24 protein-coding genes and 1 pseudogene are annotated in these 22,695 nt (G+C 40.8%); all 25 read right to left on the reverse strand.

The genetic code is table 11. The features are described 5' to 3' along the window. Positions 1-21: 21 nt before the first annotated feature. The 25 genes and pseudogenes from ABLB96_RS14575 to ABLB96_RS14695 all read right to left on the reverse strand — a co-directional run bounded on the left by ABLB96_RS14575 (position 22) and on the right by ABLB96_RS14695 (position 22,649). Positions 22-5,832, reverse strand: a complete 5,811-nt coding sequence (locus ABLB96_RS14575; RefSeq protein WP_348896336.1) for a phage tail protein — start codon at positions 5,830-5,832, stop codon at positions 22-24. A 56-nt stretch (positions 5,833-5,888) separates the two neighbouring features. Continuing rightward, complete coding sequence (locus tag ABLB96_RS14580) at positions 5,889-6,560, reverse strand: tail assembly protein (protein WP_348896335.1); 672 nt, start codon at positions 6,558-6,560, stop codon at positions 5,889-5,891. Continuing rightward, positions 6,544-7,335, reverse strand: a complete 792-nt coding sequence (locus ABLB96_RS14585) for a Mov34/MPN/PAD-1 family protein (protein ID WP_348896334.1) — start codon at positions 7,333-7,335, stop codon at positions 6,544-6,546. Before ABLB96_RS14585 ends, ABLB96_RS14580 begins: the two co-directional genes overlap by 17 nt. A 6-nt stretch (positions 7,336-7,341) precedes the next feature. Then, a complete protein-coding gene (locus ABLB96_RS14590; RefSeq protein WP_151302398.1) occupies positions 7,342-8,148 on the reverse strand; it encodes a phage minor tail protein L in 807 nt (268 codons plus the stop codon). Continuing rightward, a complete protein-coding gene (locus tag ABLB96_RS14595) occupies positions 8,135-9,283 on the reverse strand; it encodes a hypothetical protein (protein ID WP_348896332.1) in 1,149 nt (382 codons plus the stop codon). The genes ABLB96_RS14590 and ABLB96_RS14595 overlap by 14 nt, the downstream gene beginning before the upstream one ends. Positions 9,284-9,600: 317 nt before the next feature. Further along, the gene (locus ABLB96_RS14600; protein ID WP_348896331.1) at positions 9,601-9,924 is read right to left on the reverse strand and encodes a GrlR family regulatory protein; all 324 of its coding nucleotides are present in this window, start codon (positions 9,922-9,924) and stop codon (positions 9,601-9,603) included. 65 nt (positions 9,925-9,989) lie between these two features. Further along, the gene (locus tag ABLB96_RS14605; RefSeq protein WP_348896330.1) at positions 9,990-10,343 is read right to left on the reverse strand and encodes a phage tail protein; all 354 of its coding nucleotides are present in this window, start codon (positions 10,341-10,343) and stop codon (positions 9,990-9,992) included. Continuing rightward, positions 10,340-10,483, reverse strand: a complete 144-nt coding sequence (locus ABLB96_RS14610) for a hypothetical protein (protein ID WP_004736733.1) — start codon at positions 10,481-10,483, stop codon at positions 10,340-10,342. Before ABLB96_RS14610 ends, ABLB96_RS14605 begins: the two co-directional genes overlap by 4 nt. A 37-nt stretch (positions 10,484-10,520) precedes the next feature. Continuing rightward, positions 10,521-14,483 carry a tape measure protein gene (locus ABLB96_RS14615; protein ID WP_348896329.1) on the reverse strand — a complete coding sequence of 1,321 codons (3,963 nt, stop codon included), beginning with the start codon at positions 14,481-14,483 and terminating at the stop codon, positions 10,521-10,523. Positions 14,484-14,544: 61 nt separating this feature from the next. After that, positions 14,545-14,946, reverse strand: coding sequence for a J517_1871 family lipoprotein (locus ABLB96_RS14620; RefSeq protein ID WP_119684612.1), 402 nt, complete (start codon positions 14,944-14,946; stop codon positions 14,545-14,547). 249 nt (positions 14,947-15,195) lie between these two features. After that, a pseudogene (locus tag ABLB96_RS14625) lies at positions 15,196-15,366 on the reverse strand (DUF4236 domain-containing protein); the annotation flags it as partial. Positions 15,367-15,374: 8 nt separating this feature from the next. Beyond that, positions 15,375-15,551: a hypothetical protein gene (locus tag ABLB96_RS14630; protein ID WP_001983384.1), complete on the reverse strand. Its 177-nt coding sequence runs from the start codon at positions 15,549-15,551 to the stop codon at positions 15,375-15,377. Positions 15,552-15,784: 233 nt separating this feature from the next. Continuing rightward, positions 15,785-16,273: a hypothetical protein gene (locus ABLB96_RS14635; RefSeq protein ID WP_348896328.1), complete on the reverse strand. Its 489-nt coding sequence runs from the start codon at positions 16,271-16,273 to the stop codon at positions 15,785-15,787. Further along, positions 16,257-16,505, reverse strand: a complete 249-nt coding sequence (locus ABLB96_RS14640; protein WP_106479560.1) for a hypothetical protein — start codon at positions 16,503-16,505, stop codon at positions 16,257-16,259. The genes ABLB96_RS14635 and ABLB96_RS14640 overlap by 17 nt, the downstream gene beginning before the upstream one ends. Positions 16,506-16,947: 442 nt before the next feature. After that, positions 16,948-17,472 carry a hypothetical protein gene (locus ABLB96_RS14645; RefSeq protein ID WP_119684616.1) on the reverse strand — a complete coding sequence of 175 codons (525 nt, stop codon included), beginning with the start codon at positions 17,470-17,472 and terminating at the stop codon, positions 16,948-16,950. A 46-nt stretch (positions 17,473-17,518) separates the two neighbouring features. Further along, complete coding sequence (locus tag ABLB96_RS14650; RefSeq protein ID WP_348896327.1) at positions 17,519-18,448, reverse strand: phage tail tube protein; 930 nt, start codon at positions 18,446-18,448, stop codon at positions 17,519-17,521. A gap of 122 nt (positions 18,449-18,570) precedes the next feature. After that, complete coding sequence (locus ABLB96_RS14655; protein WP_348896326.1) at positions 18,571-18,789, reverse strand: hypothetical protein; 219 nt, start codon at positions 18,787-18,789, stop codon at positions 18,571-18,573. Positions 18,790-18,794: 5 nt separating this feature from the next. Then, positions 18,795-18,998 carry a hypothetical protein gene (locus ABLB96_RS14660; RefSeq protein ID WP_348896324.1) on the reverse strand — a complete coding sequence of 68 codons (204 nt, stop codon included), beginning with the start codon at positions 18,996-18,998 and terminating at the stop codon, positions 18,795-18,797. 1 nt (position 18,999) lies between these two features. Beyond that, a complete protein-coding gene (locus tag ABLB96_RS14665; RefSeq protein WP_348896323.1) occupies positions 19,000-19,395 on the reverse strand; it encodes a phage tail terminator-like protein in 396 nt (131 codons plus the stop codon). 1 nt (position 19,396) lies between these two features. After that, positions 19,397-19,852, reverse strand: a complete 456-nt coding sequence (locus ABLB96_RS14670) for a hypothetical protein (protein WP_246891272.1) — start codon at positions 19,850-19,852, stop codon at positions 19,397-19,399. A 4-nt stretch (positions 19,853-19,856) separates the two neighbouring features. Continuing rightward, a complete protein-coding gene (locus ABLB96_RS14675; RefSeq protein ID WP_348896322.1) occupies positions 19,857-20,249 on the reverse strand; it encodes a glutamate 5-kinase in 393 nt (130 codons plus the stop codon). A gap of 3 nt (positions 20,250-20,252) precedes the next feature. Beyond that, positions 20,253-20,639, reverse strand: a complete 387-nt coding sequence (locus ABLB96_RS14680; protein WP_348896321.1) for a hypothetical protein — start codon at positions 20,637-20,639, stop codon at positions 20,253-20,255. A gap of 56 nt (positions 20,640-20,695) precedes the next feature. Further along, the gene (locus tag ABLB96_RS14685) at positions 20,696-20,878 is read right to left on the reverse strand and encodes a hypothetical protein (RefSeq protein ID WP_348896320.1); all 183 of its coding nucleotides are present in this window, start codon (positions 20,876-20,878) and stop codon (positions 20,696-20,698) included. Positions 20,879-20,889: 11 nt separating this feature from the next. Then, entirely contained in the window at positions 20,890-21,906 is a 1,017-nt protein-coding gene (locus tag ABLB96_RS14690; RefSeq protein ID WP_348896319.1) for a hypothetical protein, read from the reverse strand. Between the two features lie 17 nt (positions 21,907-21,923). Then, a complete protein-coding gene (locus tag ABLB96_RS14695; protein ID WP_348896318.1) occupies positions 21,924-22,649 on the reverse strand; it encodes a hypothetical protein in 726 nt (241 codons plus the stop codon). Positions 22,650-22,695: the final 46 nt, after the last annotated feature.

The following is a 22,695-nucleotide window of genomic DNA, read 5'->3' on the forward strand; positions in this document are numbered from 1 at the left end:
AAAGCACCCGGTTGGGTGCTGTTACTTTTTCATTTCAATAACACTTAACGTTCTCGAAGTAATCATAAAGTTGCTTCTTGATTCCACATTTAATGGAATATTAACGCCCTCCTGTCGAGCAAATCCTGCTTTAAGTGTGTAGGTAACATTGCCAATAGTACTGTTATCATCAATAGCTGAAACGATAACCGCAGTCCCGTTGAAATTGACATTAATAGTACCAGTTTCAAGATTTGCACCTAATGAACCCCGTCCAATTAAATTTCCATTCCGATATATAGAAATATAAAAAGAAGCCATGGCCCTGTCATTTGCTGCAATTGGATTACCTCGTCCGTCACTTACACTAAAAGCGCCAAAAGTAGGTGTGCAAATATTTACTGAAGCATCAATTCTAACTTTTCCACCACTTCTATTTAACGTTACTTGTAAAAGTGTACCTATATGATTTTCCCACGCTGATAGGTGGTTGTTAAAATCATTATTAGGCTGTCCACTTGTAACTCCACCTGCAAAAGTAGTGATAGTCTTTACATCAATTGCTTTTACACCTATTGGAACTGTTACAGCTTCATCTTTAATTTTTAAAGTATCAATTGCGCCATCTTCAATATTCGCAGTTTTGACTTTAATTGTCCCCAAGTCTGCACTAATAACGCTTAAGTTTTCAGCCCAGATCCTATTCGCATTGATATATCCAAAACTACCATTGTCGACATACAATCCACGCGGAATAACAGTACCGTTTGGCAAAGTAACTGGAGTATTTTGCAGTGTCATTAATGGTTTAGGTTCTACATCATCAACACCGACAGGCGTACCAAACTGAATTGCATCATAATTGAATATGAAAGTTGAAGTCGTACCATCATTCATTGATCCATGACCAGAAACATGGCCATTTACATCGAACTTAGTAAACTGCTGAGCATAGATGCCATCAACACTTTCACTGACATTTTGAATAGACGCACTATTCTCACCGACTTTTGTTTGCAACGTTTCCGTTACTTTTATCGTTGAAGAAATAGCACTAGCATTTGCATTGATTTGTTGCTGAAACAAAGCATTATTTGCGTTCATCTGTGCAGATACTTGATCAGTAAGTTTAGCTTGCGCCAAATCACCTTCAATACGTGCTGACTGCTCAGACCATACACCAGCATAACCTCCATCACTGCCGATTAAATCAGATTCCGAGCCAATCAACGGCGGGTTTAGCTGAGCATAAACCCCATCGATTCTGGTTGTTTGGGCAATGATCTTGTTGTCAACGTCTTTAACATCAGACTTAACTTGATCAAGCGCACCTGTACTTGCTTTGCCAGACAAATCAAGTTGAATTGATTGTATTTGTTCAGCATTTGCAGCAGAGCGAGAAGCCGCAACGTTTGCAGTTGATAAAGCAGTTGCTGAGGTTGATTTCGCTTCATTTGCATTATCTGCTGCATTATTTGCAGTAGTAGTCGCTGTCGATGCCTCTGCATGTGCTTGCTGCGCCATAGAAGCTGCTGAGCCTGCTTGTGTTGCAGCAGTATCAGCTTTGCTTATTGCAGATGCAGCATTCTGTTTAGCTTCATTTGCATTTGTATCAGCAGTATTTACCCTGCTATCTAATACAGTTAAAGCCTGAGCATTACTTTCAGATTTAGACACAGCAGATTCAGCACTTTGTCGTACATTCGCAAGAGCACTATCGTTGCTTGCAATATAAGTATCAATCTTTTGAACTGTTACTTTATCGCCTTCAATACGCGCCTGCACCTCTTGTTGAGCGTAAGCCTGTAACCCATTTAACTCAGCAGTAGTCGAATCAACACGCTTACTTACTGCAAGATCACCTTCGATACGTGCTGACTGCTCAGACCAGACACCAGCATAGCCGCCATCATTGCCGATTAAGTCAGATTCCGAGCCAATCAACGGTGGGTTTAACTGAGCATAAACTCCGTCAATTCTGGTCGTTTGAGCAATGATCTTGTTATCAACATCTTTAACATCAGACTTAACTTGATCAAGCGCACCGGTACTTGCTTTGCCAGACAAATCAAGTTGAATTGACTGAATCTGTTGCGCATTTGCAGCAGATTGAGATGCCGCAACGTTTGCAGTTGATAAAGCAGTTGCTGAGGTTGATTTCGCTTCATTTGCATTATCTGCTGCATTATTTGCAGTAGTATTTGCCGTTGAAGCCTCTGCATGTGCTTGCTGCGCAAGTGATGCTGCTGAGCCTGCTTGTGTTGCAGCAGTATCAGCTTTGCTTATTGCAGATGCAGCATTCTGCTTAGCCTCATTTGCATTTGTATTAGCAGTATTTACTCTGCTATCTAATACAGTTAAAGCCTGAGCATTACTTTCAGATTTAGACACAGCAGATTCAGCACTTTGTCGTACATTTGCGAGAGCACTGTCATTACTAGCTCTATAATCAGTCAATGCTTTAGCAACAACTTTGTCACCTTCAATTCGGGCAATTTGCTCTGAATTTATGCTTGCTGCATTTTCATTTACAGAAACAACTACTTGATCTGTACGTTTTGCCTGTAATAAATCTCCTTCTTGTACAGCAGATAGAATTGACCAGACACCAGCATAGCCAGCATCATTACCTATTAAATCGGACTCAGAACCTATTAATGATGGCTTTGTAACGACTTCAACGCCCGTTACTCGTTCTGCTAAAGCCTTATCTGCATCTATTCGTGCATTACTTTCATCTGTAACTAATGCACGAGTTTGCACGTCATTATTAACCGACTCAGCTCGAACAGACTCAATCAACGTTGCACTTGCAGCATCTGCTTCAGCACGAGCTTGAGCTTCCTGTTGAATTGCTGCTTTGTTGTTACCAGTTTGTGCAACTACAGTGTCAATTCTCAGTGATAATGCACTATCAGCATCGGCACGAGCTTCGGCTTCCTGCTGAATTGCAGCTGCATTATCCGAAGAACTTGCGCTGACAGTATCAATTCTTTGAGAAAGATGATCATCACCACTAATTCTTTCTTCTTTTTCAGTAGTAATAGCTGTATCGCGTGATCTAGCTTCATTAAGAATTGCAGCTTCACGCGCTTGTTGCTCTGAAAAATCGGCATTAATACGGTTTTGCACTTCTTGATCAATTAAACGTTTTGCTGAATCAACATCACTAATTCGAGCTTCACGCTCTAATGCAAGATTACTATTTGCTTGATCTACTGCCTGTTGAACTGAGTTTTTCCGATCACTAACCTCTTGGGCAATCTGATCTTTCGTAATTCGAATATCTTGAATGATGCCCGGAATCTGAACATCAATAGCCTCAATTTGATCAATCTTAGTTTTTAAATCCTGACTAAGTTGGGTTTCACTGATTTGATCATTCAAGAGCTCAAGAACATCTGTTGCATCGGCAGAAGTTGTCGCATGAGTCCAGTCCGACCATGGTCCCACATTTCCGATACGGTCGATCAAACGAGCTTGATAAAATTGAGTTAGGTTTGGCTGCAAACCTTGAATCGTATGTGTAGTAGTTGGATAAGCAAATAAGCCCAATTGAGCAATATTGCTGGTACCATCGGGCGATACACGAATTTCAGTATAAGCAGTATCAAGCGCACCTGTGGCTGGGAAGCCCCAGTTGAGTTTTATACCGAACAAAATCCCTGTCGCTTGGATAAAAGCCAGTTTAGGCGGCAAGCCTTGCTTACCTGAGAGTTCAGTCAATACCGAATAAACTGGTAAAGAAGCTATCTCAAAAGCTGAAATTGCCGTTACACGTGCTTGATATTGACCCGCATAAATACCAGGTACTTCGACTGAGTTATTGCCAGTGATTGGTAATTTAATCCAACTCCCGTCATCTTTGCGCCATTCAACTAGATACTTAACGGCCCCTTTAGCCTGCGCCCAAGTCACAATCATTGTTGCTACATTGATGCCCTGATCAACTCGGTTTTCACTAGTAACAACGACATCAGTTACAGGATCCTGAATTGTTGGGTTCACAATCGAAATCGGAACCTCATCAAAATAAGCACCCTTGTCAATTGCATCAAACTTGGCTGGGTTATATTGAAGTGCTGTGACTGAAAATTGATGACTTTCGTCTTGAGTAATAGAGATCACCCGAAACTTCATTGTTGCCAAGTCTTGAGCATCCATTACCCACACGTTTTGTGTAGCAATAGCATCAAACTCATGAGTAACAGTAACAACACGACCTGTGATTGATTGAACAATTCGTGTTTGAGCTTTGCCATCCTCGCCATTAATAATAAGTCGGTCACCAGCAACTGCCACAACATCATCACGATCTAGCGTTATACTTTTACGATCAGCTGAGATTTTAGAAACACGACCACCATTAGCTCGTCCTGCAAATAGAGGGTCCGCAATATCAATAACTCTTCCCGGCTGCGGAATATGACCATCCAGACCAACTTTGAAACTGACGGTTCGAGTTTCTAACTGCTCAGACTTTAAAGCCCACCAGCCAGCTCGCTGCGATTGTCCACGCGAAGTGCATCCCCAAGCATCAATTTCTAAAATTCGAACTTGGCCTGCTTCAGCAATCGCCTTTTCATCACGAACAAACTCATATTCAGTTTTATAGTGATTAGCCGGGTTATCCCACGCAACTTTTACAACATTGTGCCGATCACGTGCACGAGTACCTGCATACTCAAAATTGCCACCAATGACATTGGCACGTGTATAAGTGAAATATGTATCTTGGGGAATATCCGCATCACAAATAATGCTATTACCATCCCAAAATGTGATGGCACGGAATACACCAGCTAACTTAGTTAAAATCTCAAAGGCACCTTCTGCGCCCTGAAGATAAACATTACATGTAAAACGTGGTTCTAGACCGCCCAACCCATCCGGTACCATCTGATCACAGTATTGGGCTAAACGATATAAGGACCACTTATCAACCATTAGCGGGGTTAATCGGTCGCCCAAAGCATAACGGTCTACGGTGCATATATCGTAATAGATCCATGCCGGGTTATTAGAATATGCCTCTTTGAAAGTACCGTCCCACATCCCAACATATTGTCGTGTTGCTGGATTGTAGTTAGTAGGAACCTTTAGAATTCTTCCCTTTGTATCTGCAGCAACTTTAGCAACGTTTCCGAAAGTCTCAGCATCGTATTGAAGGCCCAATAATGCTGTATTTGGGTAACGTAATTTTGCATCAATGACTTCAGTCACTGCTTCAATATACATCTTGTCACTAATATACTCAGATGAAGAATTCGGAGAAAGACGACGTATGCGAATAAGCCAACCTGAGTCAGCTCGAGGTAAATCAATACGATGAGCACGCTCATAATTAGCAGAAGTTTTATCTGAAATCTTTGTTTTTAGTACTTCAGTCCAGATACCCCCATCTGTTTGAACATCTATGGCGTATTCGATTGTTATACCGGACACATCACCATTTGTGGCGTTTTGACTTCGTAATGGCCCCCATTTTAAGCGTAAACGTACAGCATCAAGGTCTAGATTACTAAATGCACGAACCCATGGTGTTTCCGACTTTAATTCAACATTGATGGCAGTTTCACTTTCGACTGCCGGAAAGCCCTCAATGTATTCCTGATCATTGGTGCCTTTCCTAAAATCAACTTTTACATTTTCAAAATTAAAACCTCCATCTGCGTTTTGCAGTGGGGTTTCTTCTAAAAACACTGATTGAAACCCATTTGCCAACCCTTCAATTTCACCTTCAGCTAATCCATAAAGAACTTTAATAAATGTCTTAGATTGAGCTGAATCTTGTGAAATAACTGGCTGTCTTGGTTGGTTGTTTCCTTTTTTTGCGCCCACTACTGCATTCATTAGAAATCTCACGCAATAAAAAAGGCGCCAAAAAGCGCCTGTTCAATAATTAAAATTTACATCTGATCTTCAGGATATTGACCTGCGCTGACAATGAAACCACCGATTTCACGTTGTCCATATAAAATGGGTACTGGGTTGCCCTGAGCAACTGTGGTAACCGCTCCGCCAAAGCCTTTATTGGCACGGTTACCGTCTTGGTTTTGGTCTTGAGTATTATCAATTTTTGGCATTAGCATTTGGGCAATACCCCCGACCATCATCCCAACACCTGCTCCAATCAAGCCTTGTGCAGCGACAGCGCCTGCTCCCGTCCAGCCTGCTACGACCCCCACAATTACCCCGACTACAACCATGACCGCACCGAGAATAGTCTGTAGACCTCCATTACCACCAGCCCCCACAACTCGTGGAACAATGTGTATAGTGTCAGCTTCAGTAGACATATCAAGCTGTTCTTCACCAATGTTATCGCCGGTAATGAGCCGCTTAGTTTCATGGTCATAAATTGCAGGCCGTTTCTTTCCTCGCTTTTTACTCAAATTCTTACCCTTTAAAAACACAGCAAAACGTAGGCCTTGCTCATGAGCATGCAACATAAATTGTTCAAAGCCAGCGATCTGGACGGATAATGCGCGCATAGCTTCGCGGGTATTTGCGACATCGAGCTTAAATTCACGACCAAATTTTTGCCCCAAGATGCCGTACAACTTAATTGTTTTTAACATCTCTATGCCTCAAGATTTTTACCGTTCTTGTTGACCATTGCTGTCCGAAGATTTCACGAATAGATTTACGGTCGTGAAGTTGATGCAAAATTAAGGTATTGCCAATACAAGGTTCAGTTTCTTCTGACTTTAAATTTGCATTATCTCCCAGCCAAATGATGCAATGATTTGGGTGTTCTGTTCGTGGTACTCGACAAATCAACATATCTCCATATTGCGGAGTGTCCACTTCATAGAAACCGGCTTTCGGATAGTTATCAATCAATATTGACGGATGATCTTTGTCCTCCCACCAAACATCTTTTCGTTCAAAGTCTGGCAATTTAATACCAAGTTCGCGGTCATAAAAATCACGAACCAATGCATAACAATCCTGAAAATGATGAATATAGTTTCTTCCGACCAAAGGGGCGCGATAACCACAAGGTTCATAAACTTGAAAATCCAGATCGGGATATGAACAAATTACCCATGGCTTTTTATGGAGTTCAATTTGGATACGATCTAAATCAGTAGCTCGGGTCGTGCCATCTGGATGCGAATGAACATAAGCTTGAATTTCACCCTGATTTTCTGCAGACACGAGATCTTCAGGGTCGATTTCAAAATTAGTTGTTTTATCCTGTTTAATGATGCCATTTTGATCATAAATTGTTGGGGCAATATTAGTGCATGGTAAATATTTACCACCGACAATTAACCCACAACATTCTTCCGGATAACATTTTTCAGCATGGGCCATGATCGCTTTTTTAATTTTTGCTGTCAGTTTCATAAGACCTCACAATAAGCTTGAAGCAGGGAACCCGCCGAAAGGCAATGGTTTATTTTCACCAAATCGCAAGCGGCAAGAACGCAAACGTCCACCACAACGATCAAGTGCCGGATTATCTGTTGGCTCATCTTTATCGGTGAACATTGCAATACCTGTGTAACCACATTCCTCACCGCGATACTTGCCAACCATGCACCAATGACAAAGTGAAGTAATTTGTCGAACTGGGATTTTCAAACCTTCAAAATCGATTGGATTAGAGAGCTCAAAAGTTACCTGTTGGGCGTTTTCAGATGTCTTTTGCTCGATGTACCAAATTTGCTCTTTTGATTCATTCGATGCCGTTGGGTTACCTGAAGTGAAGTTTTCAGCATCAATGTATTTAGCAAGTGTGGTAATGACTTTAAGTTTTGCGCCAGCAAAGTCTTTAAACTGCAAACAGTAAGCAGATACTGCATTCTGGATGCCGTTAATATTGTTCGCCATGTTCAAAGTTGGTGCTGAGGCTTTACCATCTGATCGCATTTCAAGCCCCGAAACCTCCAAAGCCATTGGCTCAAAAACTTGACCCTGCCAGACAATATTTCGGTTCCATACTTTTTGATCACCAGTATCGAATATCTTTCCAATGCTGCCTGTGTCGGCACCAATCAAGCCATCAGATCCTATTGAAGAGTAGATCTTCTCCCAGTCTTGAAAAGCTATATGCCCGTGGAAACGTAAAATGCCAGCTCCAAGTGAGCTGGCATCTAGTTCATACAAATGGATTAATCCATCAACATATAGCTTCTGAAAATCACTATTCAGACTCATGTGTTACCTCGTCATAAATCTGATTTCCGTCTTTATCAAGAACCAGCACATCGTCAAATACGGGTTTGCCTTCACCGTCAACAGCTTGAACCCACTCAAAAACTGGTTCACCATTTTCATTAATGATCGGTTGCTTTGTTAGTGTTGCCATTCCAGCAGAATCAGTAACAAGATAAGTTTCTTTTTTCTGGAATGGTTTTCCGTCCACCATTACAACTCTACCTTCATCATCAATGAGTTCAGTTAAACGGGTCATGAAAGTTGGTTGCATTGAATACTTGATTTGCTGGACCATACGTGGTTGTTTTTCTGTTCTCGGAACTTTTCTTACAATTGTCTTCTTAATGCTGTTTAAACGAATATCGATCCAACGCGGCTCGCCATTCGCATTTTTTGGTATCTCAATTTGTGCATCAAGATTTGCAACAATATCGCCTTCATCATTCATTTTTTTCTTGAATGTTTTAATTTCAAGATCACCGTTTTCTAAGGTTTTATATTCAACCGCACAAATCTTATTACCATGGGTGTCAGTTGGAATTTCAATCCACCATCCATCTTTAGCAAAACCGGATGATCCTTTAACAAGGTAATGACCAATGCCTAATTTCTCAAAAGAGAGGGGTTGTTCAGCAGCTTCATCGTTAGGTTCAATTTTATCTGCAAAAAGCTTAATTACTGGAGACGCTGCTTTAATAAATCCATTGCCATCGATCGTTGCATTTTTATTTAAAACGACAAAGGCCCCATGGGTAGACCATGGATCGCCATTGATAGATGAAGAGATATGAGGGACCGCATTCCCAAGCGCTGGAAAGAAAAGTCTGTGAACCCACCCGGTTTGATTTAAGACAAGCATTTCACCGTAACCATACGGAAAACCTTCTAAAGCATTTGCACCATAAAATCCATTATTTAATGTCTTCTGGCTCTCAATGGCGGGTGTACCAGCTTGATTTACACCCAGCCCACAGAACCCTACCTCCATTAAATTACCAGCATTACCACCAACGTAACGACTCGCTGCATGGGACGGGTTGGTAAAGTTTTCATTCATTTTTGCGCCAGTAGAGCGGAATGTATCACCGCCTGCGCCTGTTGGTGCTGTGCCAAGATTTACAGTTTGATATGTCATTTTCTTACTCGCATAAAAAAAGCCCCAGCGAGTGGGGCATAAAAATTAGGTGACGGGCACAACTCCGTCTTATGTGCATGTCGCAGTTTCTTGCATGAGGTCACGACATTAGGAGAAAATTGTATACCAATAGGCTTTTGTTTTTGATCGGGTCAGGAAGTAGTAGAGCCCCCACTTTTTAGCAAGATCTTGCTTGCTTTTACCAGTATATTTTACACATAGCTTAATGAATAAATCGTTTGAAAAATTCTTCATTTTGATTTCCTTTGGATGATAAAAAAGGACGCAAATGCGTCCTTCTGTTGAGAATGGATAATTTAAGCTAATTGATCACCAATAAATTTAGCTTTTACTTGAATAATTACACCTGGTATTGATTCAGTATTACCAACTAAATCATAGCCAGTATCAGTAGGTTTAACCTCTAAAATTAATTCGTAATCACTGATATCACCAAATACAGATACGACATTCCGATCATGTTGTTTTGCATTTAATTTGAGAAGATTGTTTTCAACCCTGCCACGGTATGTAAATCCATAATCTCCGCCATTGACCACTCCATCTTTTACCACCACCGTACCCTCGCCAAAATCTTTGATATTGCTTTTGAATTTCACAAAGTAAATTCCGTCTTTCATTTTAACCTCATGCATTAATCGCTGAAAATTCAGCCATTTGATAGTAGGGCATTGATGGTCAAAAGTTAAGAGTCCTCAGGGTAAAAGACTTGGGTGAAAGTCGTTGAGATTTGCCAAATATCACCACCAACTTGGCGCGGTTGGTATTCAGGACTAGTTTTTACACAGACTTCACCATCTAACGGAGAATCCCAAAGAAATGAATCCGCGCCTTTGTGTTGATCAAAGAAAGCTTTAATCTGCATAATTTCAGCTTTATAGGCCGTTCTTTGATATGTCCATTCACCAGATCGGTTATTAATACCTACCGCGATATTTTGTTCGTAGCCGTCACCAAATTTGCTGGATAACGTATTAAAGCGTTGAGTATTACTATTGCCATCTAAGTCACATTCGAAGGTGAATTTAAGATCACTCATTTAGAAAGTAAGCCTCCTTGTCGTTTATCTTTTAGAATTATTTTCTTTACGGCTTCACCAATTTGCATACCTAAAGTCATTTCTGATTTTTGGTGCTCTTTCAAAGTAAATCGACGTTTTTGCTTTCTAAGAGATTTCATTTCTAGACTCCAAATAAAAACCCACTCATTGAGTGGGTTACTTTGATAACAAACCGCCTTGTCTTTGCTCTTGCCTGATAATCGTTCTAACTGCATTACCGATCATTTGACCAAGCTGCTTCTGATCCTGAGTATTGGCACCATTAGTATTTACACCTGAATCAGTTACATACACTTGAATAGTGACAGGCTGTTCAGAAGATGAAACTGTTCTCTCCAAACTACCGCCTGAGTTAATCGCGTTCAATGTACCAACACCAACACGCTTAGTAGCAGCGGCATTCAATACATATTCTTGACCATGTACTACACCAGCAACATCACCTCGCCCCATATCACCTGTGTAGCCGCCTGATGAGAAGCCAGCAATAGTTTGAGCTGCAATTAAACCTACATTGGCATAACCCAAACCAGTAATCATTGCCGCATAACTTGTCTTTTGTGCCAAAGTCAAAGCCGATGGGTCAGCCATAACTTGCGCAGCAGCTAAATGTGTAGAAACAAGTGCAGAAGCAATTGACATTGCCTGCTGCATCAAAAACATTGTTTTGTAAGCAGCAGACTGTTCACCAGCACTATCTTTAATTAGCTGTGTAAACCCGCCCCAAACATTAGATGCTTGAGAAAGAAGATTGTTGTACATACCCAATTCAGCTTGGTATTGAGTATTTTGCAAGTCCCGATACTTTTCAGCATATTCCTCTCGAATCTTGTGCTTAGTCTCCTCATGAAGCCTAACAGCATCTTCAATCCGCATGTTGTATTGAAGCTCATCGATTTCCTTCTGCTTGAGCTTCATTTGAGCTTCTCTACCCTTATTAATAAGAGTAGTGTCATTCTCAGACAATGCGTTTCTTTCATCAAATTGCAATGATAGGCCTGCTCTTTGACCAAGAGGAGCTGCTAAAAGGTCTCTTTGCTGTTTAAGCTCTTGCAGGGCTTTTAAGTTTGACTGATCATAAGCCGCCTGTTGAGCCTGCTTGGTAAGCTTAATAAGCTCCAGTTCATGCTGATATTGCTCATCAAGACCTTGTTTTGCAATCTTTATTTGCTCATCAGATAGTTTGCCTTCTGCAATTAATCTTAAAGAATTAGTTTCTTTAGTGTACTCAAGCTTTTTTTCTTCAGTCCACTTAAAACCGTTTGTTTCAAAATCAAATTGCTTTTTAGCCAGTTCATCCTCAGCATCAAAACGCTGCTTAATTTTAGGAATTAGATCAGTCTGCCCCAAAATTGTAGCTTTGCTGATTTCCTCTTCCCTTTTTTTACCTCTTTCGATTGCTTCTGTGTCGTAGGTTGCTTGAAGTTGTTTAATTTCCTCTAGAGTTTTAGCCCGTGCCTTATAAGCTTCATCTTCGAATCTAGAAAGATCTCCGATTGCTTTAGAGGCTGCATCAGGACTAGAACCTAGAATTTTATTAAGTTGATTAAAGTAAGAGTCTTGTTTGGCTAAATGCTTTGAGGCCTTGTCTTTGCCAAGCTTTTTACCCTCATAATCCCAACCAATGAAGTTTTTCCCAATAATTTTCTCTAAACTGCGATAGTCTAAATCATCATTAAGAAGAGCACTTTTAGATTTACTATAGTTTTTATTGGTCATAACCTCTTGCAATAAAAACTTTGCTTGTGCATCTAGGGCATCTTGAGTTTGTTGAATCTGCCCTTTTTTATCTAAAACACCCTGCCCCTGTAAGGCCTGCATTAATTTGGTTGAGCGACCCTTTTGCCAAGAAATAAACCCAGTATTCGTATAGCCGTTATTTGCATCTTTATGGCTACCAAACATCGATTCACTTCTAAAATCATTCTCCCGTCCAACTTGCGCTGTTAATACACGTGCCTGCTTGTCTCCTACTCCAGCGTTCCGGAAAGCCTGATATACGCGAAGCATATTGCGAGTTTGCTCACTATTACCTGCCAATAATACTGCTTGTTTTGCTAACTCCTTAGTTTGCTTGCGTTCGGCATCATTTAAAGCATCTTTTTTGTCCTTAAGTAAGTCTAAAGTTTTTACAGCTTGAGCGACTACATCCATCTCCTCTTTAGTGACAATTGCAGTAGTACCAGGAGGAGCAACTGCTTGTTTTGCCTTTTGCAACTCATTAATCTTTTTAATAGTTTCTTCACTATATCCAAGATTCAACAAAGCAAGATCTTCATTGGACTTAAGAACTTCAGTACGAAGGCTATCAAAGTACCCTTTCTGTGCTTTGGTGGCCTTTTGTGCTGCACTCTCGTTACCAATTAAGGCTTTTGAGTTGTCATCAATACCCGCAACTGCTGTCTGAGCTTTTCGACCAGATAATTCAACTTCAATACCAAAAAGCTTCAAGGAATCTCGTGTCGTTTTTGCTTCCTTAGCATTCTTTTCAAACTCAGCAGTGTTTTCTTTGATTGCGTTATAAATATCCTTACTTATACGCAACTCATTAAAGCGCTTAACAGCATCATTCATGCTAATAGTGCCATCTCTAGCATCATTGACCACCTGAACAATATCTTTGTTGCCTTTGTATAGTTGAGCTATCGCATTTAATTGGATATTAATTTTCGTACTAGAATCAGAGAGCGCTTGATTCTGGCGCTCAAATGATGATGTCATATCATTAATAGCTGAATCTTTTTCTATACCTTTAAGTGCAAGCAACTCTTCCTTAGCTTTTTTCGCTACAGCTGCCTGTTCTTCTAGTCTTTTATTTGCCTTAGCTGCCCTCTCCTGAAAATACATATAGCCAGCAGCTAAAGCAGTAATTCCAAGTGTAATAGCGCCAATTGGCCCTCCAACTAAATCTAGAGCCCTACTGCCAATTGTTGTTGCTTTATTTAAACTATCTTGGGCCGCTTTATACGCTAGTGTAGCTGCAGTTGCCTCTTTGATTGCAACACTATGAGCAATCTCAGCAGAAGTCTTCCGTTGTATTGCTGATGCTCTTTGTTTAGAGGTAGTAGCAGCGTTATACTCAGCTCTAGCCAAACCTATTTCTGTTAAAGCTAATGCAGCTGCTTGCCTTGTTCTAGCTGCTTCAACGCCAAGTAACTGTGCTTGAGCTTGAGCCTCTGCAATGCTTGCAGCTCTTTGCTGTGCCGAGGCAATAATACTTGCTTGAACAGCAATAGTTTTCGTTACTATTGCTTTAGTTAATAATCCAATTCCCGCTACAATTGCTCCATCGATAATTAGATCTAAATTGTTGCCTAAAGTTCGAATAGACTCTGCCAATACCTGAGCTGCACCAGTACCTTTTCCTGCTTCACCTACAAACTTCGTAATTTCATTATTTAGAAGTGTTAGTGATTGGCCGATTGTAATATCGGTTTTCGCAAATAATTCATCAACATTAGATTGAACGTTTTTAAGAGCGCGAACCAACTCTTGTGAGGTGATTTTTCCTTCTGCTGCAACTGATCTTAGTTCACCTACAGTAATTCCCATACCTTGTGCAATGGCTTTAGCTAAAGCAGGGGTTTGCTCCATTACAGAATTTAGCTCTTCCCCGCGCAATGTTCCACTTGCTAGAGCCTGTCCGAACTGAACCAATGCGGCATCAGCTGCTGACGCACTTGCTCCACTAATTGCTACAGCTTTTGACACTGTTTCTGTTAATCGTGCAGTATCATCCATTGTTAGATTTAAAGTTTTAGCATTGTCACTAAAACGTTGGTAAACCTGTAATACAGAATCCCAAGCAGAATAGGTTTTTTGAGCAATTCGAAAGGTATCTTCAGTTGCCTTGTTAAGTTCTATTTGGTTATTGGTAACTAACTTGAGGCGGTTTTGAAGTCCTGTGTATGTATCCATTTTAGAAATGGCAGCACTTACAGTAACTAAACCAGCCATGTATCCTGCAAGTTGGCGCGTAGCGACAGACAAACTATCCATAGACTTAGTTGCAAAGTCACCTTTACGCTCAATGCTATCTAATTCATTGCCTAGATTACGCGCATTACGCTCTGCATTTTTAGCATCAATTACAATGACGAGACGTGATTCTTGTGCCATCTTACTTTCCTCTAGGCAATAAAAAACCCGACACTTGGTCGGGCTGTTGGTTTGGTTGAATCTATATTTCTTTAGCGCATTTAAGTGATGCTGCTTTTAGGTCACTATCTTTTTTGTAAACCATATCAATATTAAATGCAGATAATGTTGTTTTTGCTTCTAAAACTTCTTGGTTAAGGGCAATAACTTTTAAGACCATTCCATTTTGAGAATAAAGTTGACCATTTGAATACTTGATCTTATTCGAAGTTATGTTGCCACTTGTGTCTTCACAAAGAATCCCATTGCCATCTTCATTCAACTTAATCGTAGAAAGTCCCGGGCCAACAGAAGTTGTCCAAATGCCCGTAGCCTGCGGCTTTGTTGGTACAATATCACTAAATTTATTATTTATCATTTGAGTTACTGGAGTAACACAGCCACTTAATGAAATCGCAAGACCAATTAAAATTATCTTTTTCATAATAATGCCTTATTTAGAAATCATACCGAATACAACTAACAACAACCATCCAAAAGCTAATACCCGCTCTATGTTTGTATATTTTTTTTGTAGAGTGAACCAAGCGAAAAGAAATGGAAAAGCAAGGATTCCAATCCATAAAAGAATAGACCTTAATATGCTTCTTTGTCCTTTAGAAGCCTGTTCCTGACTTAATAGGTAGTTTGGCTCTTGATCAAACTTTTTCGATTTTTTGTAGGGACTGTGCGCTGTGTAGGAAAGACCTGTACCAGGTAGTCCTGCTGTAGTTCGCACACCTTTTTTTCCTACGCTGACTCTAGCACCATTTTTTCCAACAGAAACACTAGATACTCCTTTTTTACTTATATTTACACGAACTCCCGGAGCAATTTTTATACTTTTTCTAAAATTCAATCCCATCACATCACCTATCTAGAGCAGATCTTTTTAGAAGCACTGATGGAACCATCATTACAAACAAACTTACTACCATCGCAATGACTTACCCCACCTTTCTTACCAGAGCACGGTTGTCTGCCTCTACCTGCTTCCGCAACACTTAATGAGCTTAAAACTAATAAAAGACTCAAAATGACTTGTTTCATGATTTTCACCGTTTGTTATAAAGTTTACCTAATTTAACAATTGGCTATTTAGGAAGCAATAATAAACCGCTATCTCTAGCGGTTTTGTATCTGTTTTGCTGGAAAATATTTCAAGACCTCTAAGCAGCCTCCTCATCTTCCAATTCTTCATTATTTTCTTTTTTCTGGTTGGGTATTTTTTGAAGAAAAAGCACACTGGCCATTGCTACCATAATAGCTACACATGCACCAGCTCATAGCAAGTGACCAAGTAAGGCAAATAGGACAACTGCTGAAAGAATTAATATGGATATGATGAACGCAAAAATTTGCCCTCTAGACTTAATATCTATTTCTCGATTACGGGCAGCTCTTGTCGCCTCTTGTTCTCTAATATTTGCTTCATTAACCTTGACTGATTCATCGAAGCTCCTTTCATTAAGAGCCATCTCTGTCCGCTTAACTTCCATTTGGAACTTTTGATGCTCAATGATTACCCCAATTAACTCTTTACCAAGCCCAGGTTGTATTCTTTCATAACTTTCAAGATATTCAGGTGGTAAAAAAGATGTCTCAACTCTACTTTGAGACACCTTTAAAGAGTAATGTTCAGACTTTCCCATCTTCTCTGCTTTTGGATGTATTACATCCGCAATTTCTCCCGGTTCGTATTCAGCTTCTGGAACGACGGTGGAATTGTAATGGGGATCTACTGTCTCATCTTCATTAACATGTTGGTTCATATTTTATTTTAACTTGGTGCTGGTCAGCTTTATTAATTAGTTTTTTAAAAGTACTTTCTTGAACAGACGCAATCACCTCCCAACTTTTACTTAGATCTTTTTCAGCACTAAAGTTAAATATCTTAACTTCCTTGCGATCAATAAAATTTGGGTTGTGCTTTGTTTGTTCAGGCAACAAATCAAATGCTGAACGCATACCAATCAAGAACTTGGTTAATTCTGCATTCTTCATAAGTTTCTCCCTAGACGCGAAAACCCTCTTATCATTTGATAACAGGGTCTCTATACCGCCAAGCGTACTCACTAATGACAAAAGTGTCAATACAGAATCGTCTAGTCAATGTCAACCACTTGACCGTATTATGTAACATCAAGTGCGCTATATCACGTCGTGCGTTCGCATTTAAAGTCTGTTTATCGCACCTAAGTCTTCGTCGCTCGTTGCGTCGTCTTCTTATGCGCCTCATCCAAGAACAAGTTATCCAGCGTAAAGATGCAGTCGTTAAAGATGAATCGTTCAACTGGCAAGTCGTACTGCTCCACATAAGAATTGATCGCAGCTATATCGATTGCTAAAGGAACACCCTGCTCGTATCGTCTAGAACGAGCAATGGTATTATAGGCTGAGAGAATGGCGTTTGCAGTGTAAGAATATTCAGGAGCCTCAGGCAGTTTTACACCGAGCGCTTCTCTTTGCTTTTTTTCGTGGTCCGTGAGCCCCGCGAACTTGTTGGCGTAGTTGTAGAGGGTTGAGACTTTCCCACAACTTCATCCTTATATGCGTCAGCTTCTTTCTGCATCTTCTCAGATTCTTTGCGTATGAAGGACCAGATAGAAATACCTAAATCACCCATGTTAAGTAGCTTTGTCGCATTTTCAGCATTGTAAGGCGGTTCGGTTTTTACTTGCTCTTCATCAGCATTCATTTCAACGAATACCACGCCTTTCCAGTCTTCAATGAGATGGCATGCAGCGGCTTCCAGTAAAAGCTCATGGTAAAGTTTATCTTCTTTAGAAGCTAAGGCCACATCAAAACCTTTAGAAGTGATTTGATTATTTACCCGCTCTAATGCGACTTGGTAAGGCTTATAGCTAATTCCACGAATTTTGAACTCAGCTAATACATTTCCTTCTGCATCTTTATATTCACGCCACAAACTGACGTCTTTATTTCTTTGAATATTGACTTCAAGAGCCATTTTATTTCTCCAAAAATAAGGCAGCAATTAAGCTGCCAAATCAGAATTAAGGCGTTACAGGGGCAATCACACGGGTAATGATTGGTGAAACACGGATATGGTTGTAATTGATGTCGATTGTGATGGTATCTTCCCCACCACCATCTGGATGATTGGCTTCGGCCACTTCTAACTGAGGAAACTCAAACGCATAGCCATTGCCGTCTTTATCTTCGATCGAGAAGTTAATTGGCATTGTGTCACGGGTCTTAATGAAGTCGATATAGGCTGCTGATTGCCCTGAGAACATGTACTGAGTGTTGACGGTGATATCAACAATCTTTTCAAGATATAACGTTGCAGTGAGCTTTTTAGAGCCAATACAGCGAATTGCTTCCATGTTGTTGTTAATTGTCAGTTCAAGAGACTGCATACAAGCAGTGCCCACCACTGTTTCACCATTAACTTTAAGATCACCAACGTTAAGAGCTGAAACAAGGACTAATTCAGGGACTGGTAAAGGCGAAATAACAGGGTTTGTAGTAGTGCGCTCAAACAGAGTGCCCATCAAGCCAAATGTAGCTGTGATTTTGCCAGTAGTAGCAATAGACATCGTAGCTTCATTTATACGTACACCGCGGTAAATAAATACCTGGTTAATATCTTCAAACACTTTGACGAAGGTAAATGTCTTTCGCACATTACCGCCAAAGTTAAGAACATCACTGGCCCAGTTATTCATTGCAACTGCTGACCAGAAGTCATCAAACAAGCCAATAGATAATTCAACTTCTAAAGAACCTGTGATTTCTGCTTCGGTAGCCATGCCACCTTGACGGAATCGCGAATCGACCACACTGTTTGATGATTCAGTGGTGACGCTTTCAGTTAAGCCATCAGTAACTCGGCGTACGGTTTTCCAAACTGGTGTGGTAGGTAATACTTCGGGGGTTTGCTCTTCAGCATAGTAAAGTCGGATCTTTGCACCACTCGACATGGCTTTTACTCCTTATAGGCATAAAAAAACCACCTCGAAAGGTGGTAGATAAATTATTTAGGCATAAAAAACCTGCCGCTATGGACAGGTTCGTTTAAAACTTAATTAGGTCTGTTGTGCGATTACGGCTTGTAATCGAGGTCCACAGATGCGCCAGTGACAATGTTTTGCTTTGGCCCACCTAAAGAGTGAATGCTCGCAAGGCGAATATTCACATCAGAGATGCAAACTTTATTTTCTCTTTGCCATTTTTGAAGCTCACTACCCATCATGTCATGTAGATGGCGTTCAAGTTCTTGACGTTTAATTTCAATTTCTTCTAGTGTAAGCATGCAAGACATTCAATTCACTCCTTGTGCTTAAACATGGATTTAATAAACTTTGGAATAATCGCATTTGCAAATTCAATTAAGATTAATTTTACTTTTAATTTGGCTTCTTCTTGATTACATAGTTGGTGATAGCGAAGGGCCTTCCAATCATCCTCATCCATAAAGCCTTTAGCTTTGATTTGTTTTTTAATTAGTTTGATTTGTTGTTCATGATTCATATCAGTTCACCAAATATCCGACCCTTACATTGTACTGTACAAAGTTGCCATCATCACCTAAGTTCTGAACATCACCTTGTTTAATCTCCAACTGACCGGTTGTGAAGTATTCAAAATGAGCTAACCAAGCATCTGCAAGCTTTGTTATTGATACTTCATGGGTATTTAAACGAGCCATACAGTTGATTGAGATAATTCCCGTTCGTCTTGTGCAAGGCTTATCACCAATTGCGGCAATGATCGAACCACCCCATAACACGTTAATGTCACACCAAAGGCCATCAACGGGGACAGTAAAGTCTTTATTGGGATATTTAATTCGGCTCTGCTCAATACCAGTAAATGCCATTGCTCTGGTAATAATGGCTTGTCTTGCTTGATCTAAAGTCATTGCCATTCTAACCACCGTATTTCTGAGCAATATAGTTGAAGGTTGTGGAATAAACGCCTTGGGGTGCCTGTTGCGAAAAACCTCCCACGCTTTTAATCACGTATTTTTTGGCCTTTTTGTCGTATGAGCCTTTTTTGACTGGATTTGGATATTGTCCAAACTCAATAGCAGTGGCGTATGGAGCATTCGTTTGGATATAGACAATACTGAAAGGAACTAGACGGGATAAAGCGCTTGTACCTTTGCTAATGGTTGAGCCACCACCTTTGTCTTTCTCAGCTTCATTAAAAGATTGGTCAGTCTGGTTTATGCTGACTCTATGTGATGCTCTAAAAGCCCCTGTATCAACTGGGCTTTGAAGGACAACCCCTTGCAATGCATCAATGACAATATCTTTCTGTTTTTTGGTAAGGTCGGCTTCAATTGTTTTAGTGAAGGCACTCGGTTTGCTTGTCCAGCCCATGATGTTATACCTTTCTTAACTGACAGGTCCACACACTTGATGAGGGGTCCTGACCATAGCTAACAACCCGATAATTACCACCTTCAATCAACCAAATGTCATTAACATCTGGCTCAACTAAAGTGCCTGCCGCATCCTTCACTTCATTTTGCAGTAGCACGGCTTTAGAGTCTGTGACGCGGTAATCTATAGGCTTAATCAAATCTTTTAAATAAGAGCCAAATAGAACGCCTCTACCGCTATATACATATTCGGTGTAAGTATCTTCACCTGTAGCGGGATTAGATCCAGTTAGCTTCTTTCGAGTACAAGTGAAAGTGTCTACAGCGTCTGCAAGCTCATCCTCAGCATCAAAAGCACCACCAAGTTCTTGCTGAATCTCATCACGCATTCCCATGGCTTACTCCGTAATGACATAAGTGTTGATGTGATACTTCTCGCTAAAGAACGGTTCTAGAAGGTCAAGGATAAATTGCATATCACCACTGACTGACTCTTCTTTTCCAGCAACGTATGTCTTGCTTACCGATGTTCCAGATTGTGCAGAAACGGTCTTAGATGCAACCACACCTTCTTTAGTTGTATATAGTTGCCCAGCTGCTGCAAGTTTTGCGAGATACGCTCCAGCTGTAAGAATTGCATCTGGCACTTCACCCTCTGGATAATCTGGTAAATTCTTAGCATTAAGCCACGCGTTTGCCTGCATTACTGCAATGACAGGGTCACCATTACCCCACCAGTTAGGCCCTAGCTTTTGAGTCACACTTTCGACTGTCACATAGTTCATAGCTTAATCCTAAAAATCTAAGTAAGAAGGACGGCTCTTGGGCCGTCCTGCTTTAATTAACCGCCATTTGCTGGCGCTTCTGGCACAGGAACTGCTACTTCAGGATCCTTAATGCCATAGTCACCCGCTGTTTTGGCAGGGTCAAACATCGTACCCGCTGCTAATGTGTCTGCTGCATCATCAGCATATCGGCGGTCTGTTGGGTATTGGTATTTGTAGTCTGGTTGCTTCTCAGCCATGACTGCTCTCCTTAAAGATTGGTAATTAAGAAACGAATTGAAGTGTCTTCAACAGACGAAACAAGATTCCAGTTTTCAGCTTTCTGTAAATCTGCCCAAGAAGCACTTAAAGCCTCACGCTCAGTACCGCCAGTTAAACTGTCTTTAGGAGCAATGAAACTAAATCCTTGTGGATGTATCAGCATGTTGCGACGAGTCCATAAGCAACGATGACCAGCACCGTTACCAGTTGCAGCAGTACGTTCAATTTCTAAATCTTCTGGACCCGGCACAGAGTCGTATGCAAATGCTCGTGGACCTGCAAGAATAGAAATAAACTTCGCATTTGCACCCGTACCAATTTGCGTGTTTCGGTCTGTTTCAATGACCGCTCGGCCGTTGTAAACCTTAATAGGAGGCAAATTATCACTTGTGGTTACTTCTTCAAGTAATTGTTGTTTACGCATCTTCGCTGCAATACGTGAATGCACAAACATCACACCACGTCCACGCAAACTTGCATTCATTGTGCTTTCCGCATCAATGTACGCATCTACGGACCAACGCGATGCCTCTGTTGCTGTTGAAGCAGAGATATCAGTAGTGAATCGCTTGCCGTTTGCTTGGTCGTAGTTTCGTAAACCGATAACAGTAGCTAAAGCCCGATTTTCCGCGGCTTGTTGCCAATATTTATTTAGCATTCCGCCAATAAGCTCAAGTGAATTGACCTTAGATAAATACTGCCCAAGAACTGATTCAAGAAAGCCTTCATTCAAGAATGCAACACGACCCTGCATCTCACCTGCATCGATTTGTCGAGGCATTGCAATGTCAGTCAGAATGGTGTTGCCATAGTTCTGCTCAACATTACCATCCACACCATTAATGTATGGAACAACAAATGTTGAAGAACCACTTGTTAGTAATGGACGTAATGATTCATCAGAAACAAATGCACCAGATTGTACAAGTGGCGAAACTGCCACAGGGTTGGGACGCAGATACGATAAAACAACGTCACGGTTAAATACTTCTACTAAAGAAGGCATGGAGTTACTCCCAATAATTAATTATTAAATTCGCCATTCGCCATTGCTGTTTGGAATCCTTGAGGATCATTCTTTTGGAAATCCAAACGCTCTTGCGTGGTCATTTCACTTGGTTTCTTGGCAGCTCCACCACCTGAACCACCGCCAGAAGCCCCACTTCCTGACGCATTTGAAGCAACAATTAATGGCTTAAATGCCACATTGCTGCGGAACTCTTTTTTAAGATCATCAATGTTCATTGCACTAGGTTTGCCCTGCGAATCTAGTACCCGAACTTTGACCTCACCGTTTTCATCCGTTTCAACTTGAAGACGGTTAGTAATGTGTGGAAGCAATACTGCCTCCGAGCCTTTGATAGAAAGCTCACTTGCTAATGATTGTGCTGTTTGCCCGACAGTTAATTTGTAGACTTGGTCTTGCAATGCTTTGTTTGCTTCAGCATGTTTAGCTTCTGCTTGATCAAGCTTGGCTTTCCAAGATGCTTCGATTGCAGCAACGTCACCTTTTTTACGGGCCGCTTCTTCAGCTTCTTTTTGTGCCTTTTCTTCAGCTTCACGTTGTTTTTGTTGAGCTGTTTTCTTTTCACCAAGAAGCTCATCGACTTTCTTTTTAAGTCCATCAAGCTCTGAATTATCTTGCTGCGGCAGACCTTCAACTTTTAAATAAAATGCACCGTCTTTTTCTTCATAAAGTGCCTTCATTTCATCAGATAAGCCCTCTAGGCTATCGAGTTTGTATTTCATGTTTTGCTCCCTGAGCGGTTTTGCAGTCACAAACTGCGGGCAATAA

The sequence above is a fragment of the Acinetobacter sp. XH1741 genome (genome assembly GCF_041021895.1).
In the GTDB taxonomy this organism is placed as follows: domain Bacteria; phylum Pseudomonadota; class Gammaproteobacteria; order Pseudomonadales; family Moraxellaceae; genus Acinetobacter.

Excerpts from the sequence above, each read along its gene's own strand:
- ABLB96_RS14575 (WP_348896336.1), bottom strand. The coding sequence starts at position 5,832 with ATGAATGCAGTAGTGGGCGCAAAAAAAGGAAACAACCAACCAAGACAG.
- ABLB96_RS14580 (WP_348896335.1), bottom strand. The coding sequence starts at position 6,560 with ATGTTAAAAACAATTAAGTTGTACGGCATCTTGGGGCAAAAATTTGGT.
- ABLB96_RS14585 (WP_348896334.1), bottom strand. The coding sequence starts at position 7,335 with ATGAAACTGACAGCAAAAATTAAAAAAGCGATCATGGCCCATGCTGAA.
- ABLB96_RS14590 (WP_151302398.1), bottom strand. The coding sequence starts at position 8,148 with ATGAGTCTGAATAGTGATTTTCAGAAGCTATATGTTGATGGATTAATC.
- ABLB96_RS14595 (WP_348896332.1), bottom strand. The coding sequence starts at position 9,283 with ATGACATATCAAACTGTAAATCTTGGCACAGCACCAACAGGCGCAGGC.
- ABLB96_RS14600 (WP_348896331.1), bottom strand. The coding sequence starts at position 9,924 with ATGAAAGACGGAATTTACTTTGTGAAATTCAAAAGCAATATCAAAGAT.
- ABLB96_RS14605 (WP_348896330.1), bottom strand. The coding sequence starts at position 10,343 with ATGAGTGATCTTAAATTCACCTTCGAATGTGACTTAGATGGCAATAGT.
- ABLB96_RS14610 (WP_004736733.1), bottom strand. The coding sequence starts at position 10,483 with ATGAAATCTCTTAGAAAGCAAAAACGTCGATTTACTTTGAAAGAGCAC.
- ABLB96_RS14615 (WP_348896329.1), bottom strand. The coding sequence starts at position 14,483 with ATGGCACAAGAATCACGTCTCGTCATTGTAATTGATGCTAAAAATGCA.
- ABLB96_RS14620 (WP_119684612.1), bottom strand. The coding sequence starts at position 14,946 with ATGAAAAAGATAATTTTAATTGGTCTTGCGATTTCATTAAGTGGCTGT.
- ABLB96_RS14630 (WP_001983384.1), bottom strand. The coding sequence starts at position 15,551 with ATGAAACAAGTCATTTTGAGTCTTTTATTAGTTTTAAGCTCATTAAGT.
- ABLB96_RS14635 (WP_348896328.1), bottom strand. The coding sequence starts at position 16,273 with ATGAACCAACATGTTAATGAAGATGAGACAGTAGATCCCCATTACAAT.
- ABLB96_RS14640 (WP_106479560.1), bottom strand. The coding sequence starts at position 16,505 with ATGAAGAATGCAGAATTAACCAAGTTCTTGATTGGTATGCGTTCAGCA.
- ABLB96_RS14645 (WP_119684616.1), bottom strand. The coding sequence starts at position 17,472 with ATGGCTCTTGAAGTCAATATTCAAAGAAATAAAGACGTCAGTTTGTGG.
- ABLB96_RS14650 (WP_348896327.1), bottom strand. The coding sequence starts at position 18,448 with ATGTCGAGTGGTGCAAAGATCCGACTTTACTATGCTGAAGAGCAAACC.
- ABLB96_RS14655 (WP_348896326.1), bottom strand. The coding sequence starts at position 18,789 with ATGTCTTGCATGCTTACACTAGAAGAAATTGAAATTAAACGTCAAGAA.
- ABLB96_RS14660 (WP_348896324.1), bottom strand. The coding sequence starts at position 18,998 with ATGAATCATGAACAACAAATCAAACTAATTAAAAAACAAATCAAAGCT.
- ABLB96_RS14665 (WP_348896323.1), bottom strand. The coding sequence starts at position 19,395 with ATGGCAATGACTTTAGATCAAGCAAGACAAGCCATTATTACCAGAGCA.
- ABLB96_RS14670 (WP_246891272.1), bottom strand. The coding sequence starts at position 19,852 with ATGGGCTGGACAAGCAAACCGAGTGCCTTCACTAAAACAATTGAAGCC.
- ABLB96_RS14675 (WP_348896322.1), bottom strand. The coding sequence starts at position 20,249 with ATGGGAATGCGTGATGAGATTCAGCAAGAACTTGGTGGTGCTTTTGAT.
- ABLB96_RS14680 (WP_348896321.1), bottom strand. The coding sequence starts at position 20,639 with ATGAACTATGTGACAGTCGAAAGTGTGACTCAAAAGCTAGGGCCTAAC.
- ABLB96_RS14685 (WP_348896320.1), bottom strand. The coding sequence starts at position 20,878 with ATGGCTGAGAAGCAACCAGACTACAAATACCAATACCCAACAGACCGC.
- ABLB96_RS14690 (WP_348896319.1), bottom strand. The coding sequence starts at position 21,906 with ATGCCTTCTTTAGTAGAAGTATTTAACCGTGACGTTGTTTTATCGTAT.
- ABLB96_RS14695 (WP_348896318.1), bottom strand. The coding sequence starts at position 22,649 with ATGAAATACAAACTCGATAGCCTAGAGGGCTTATCTGATGAAATGAAG.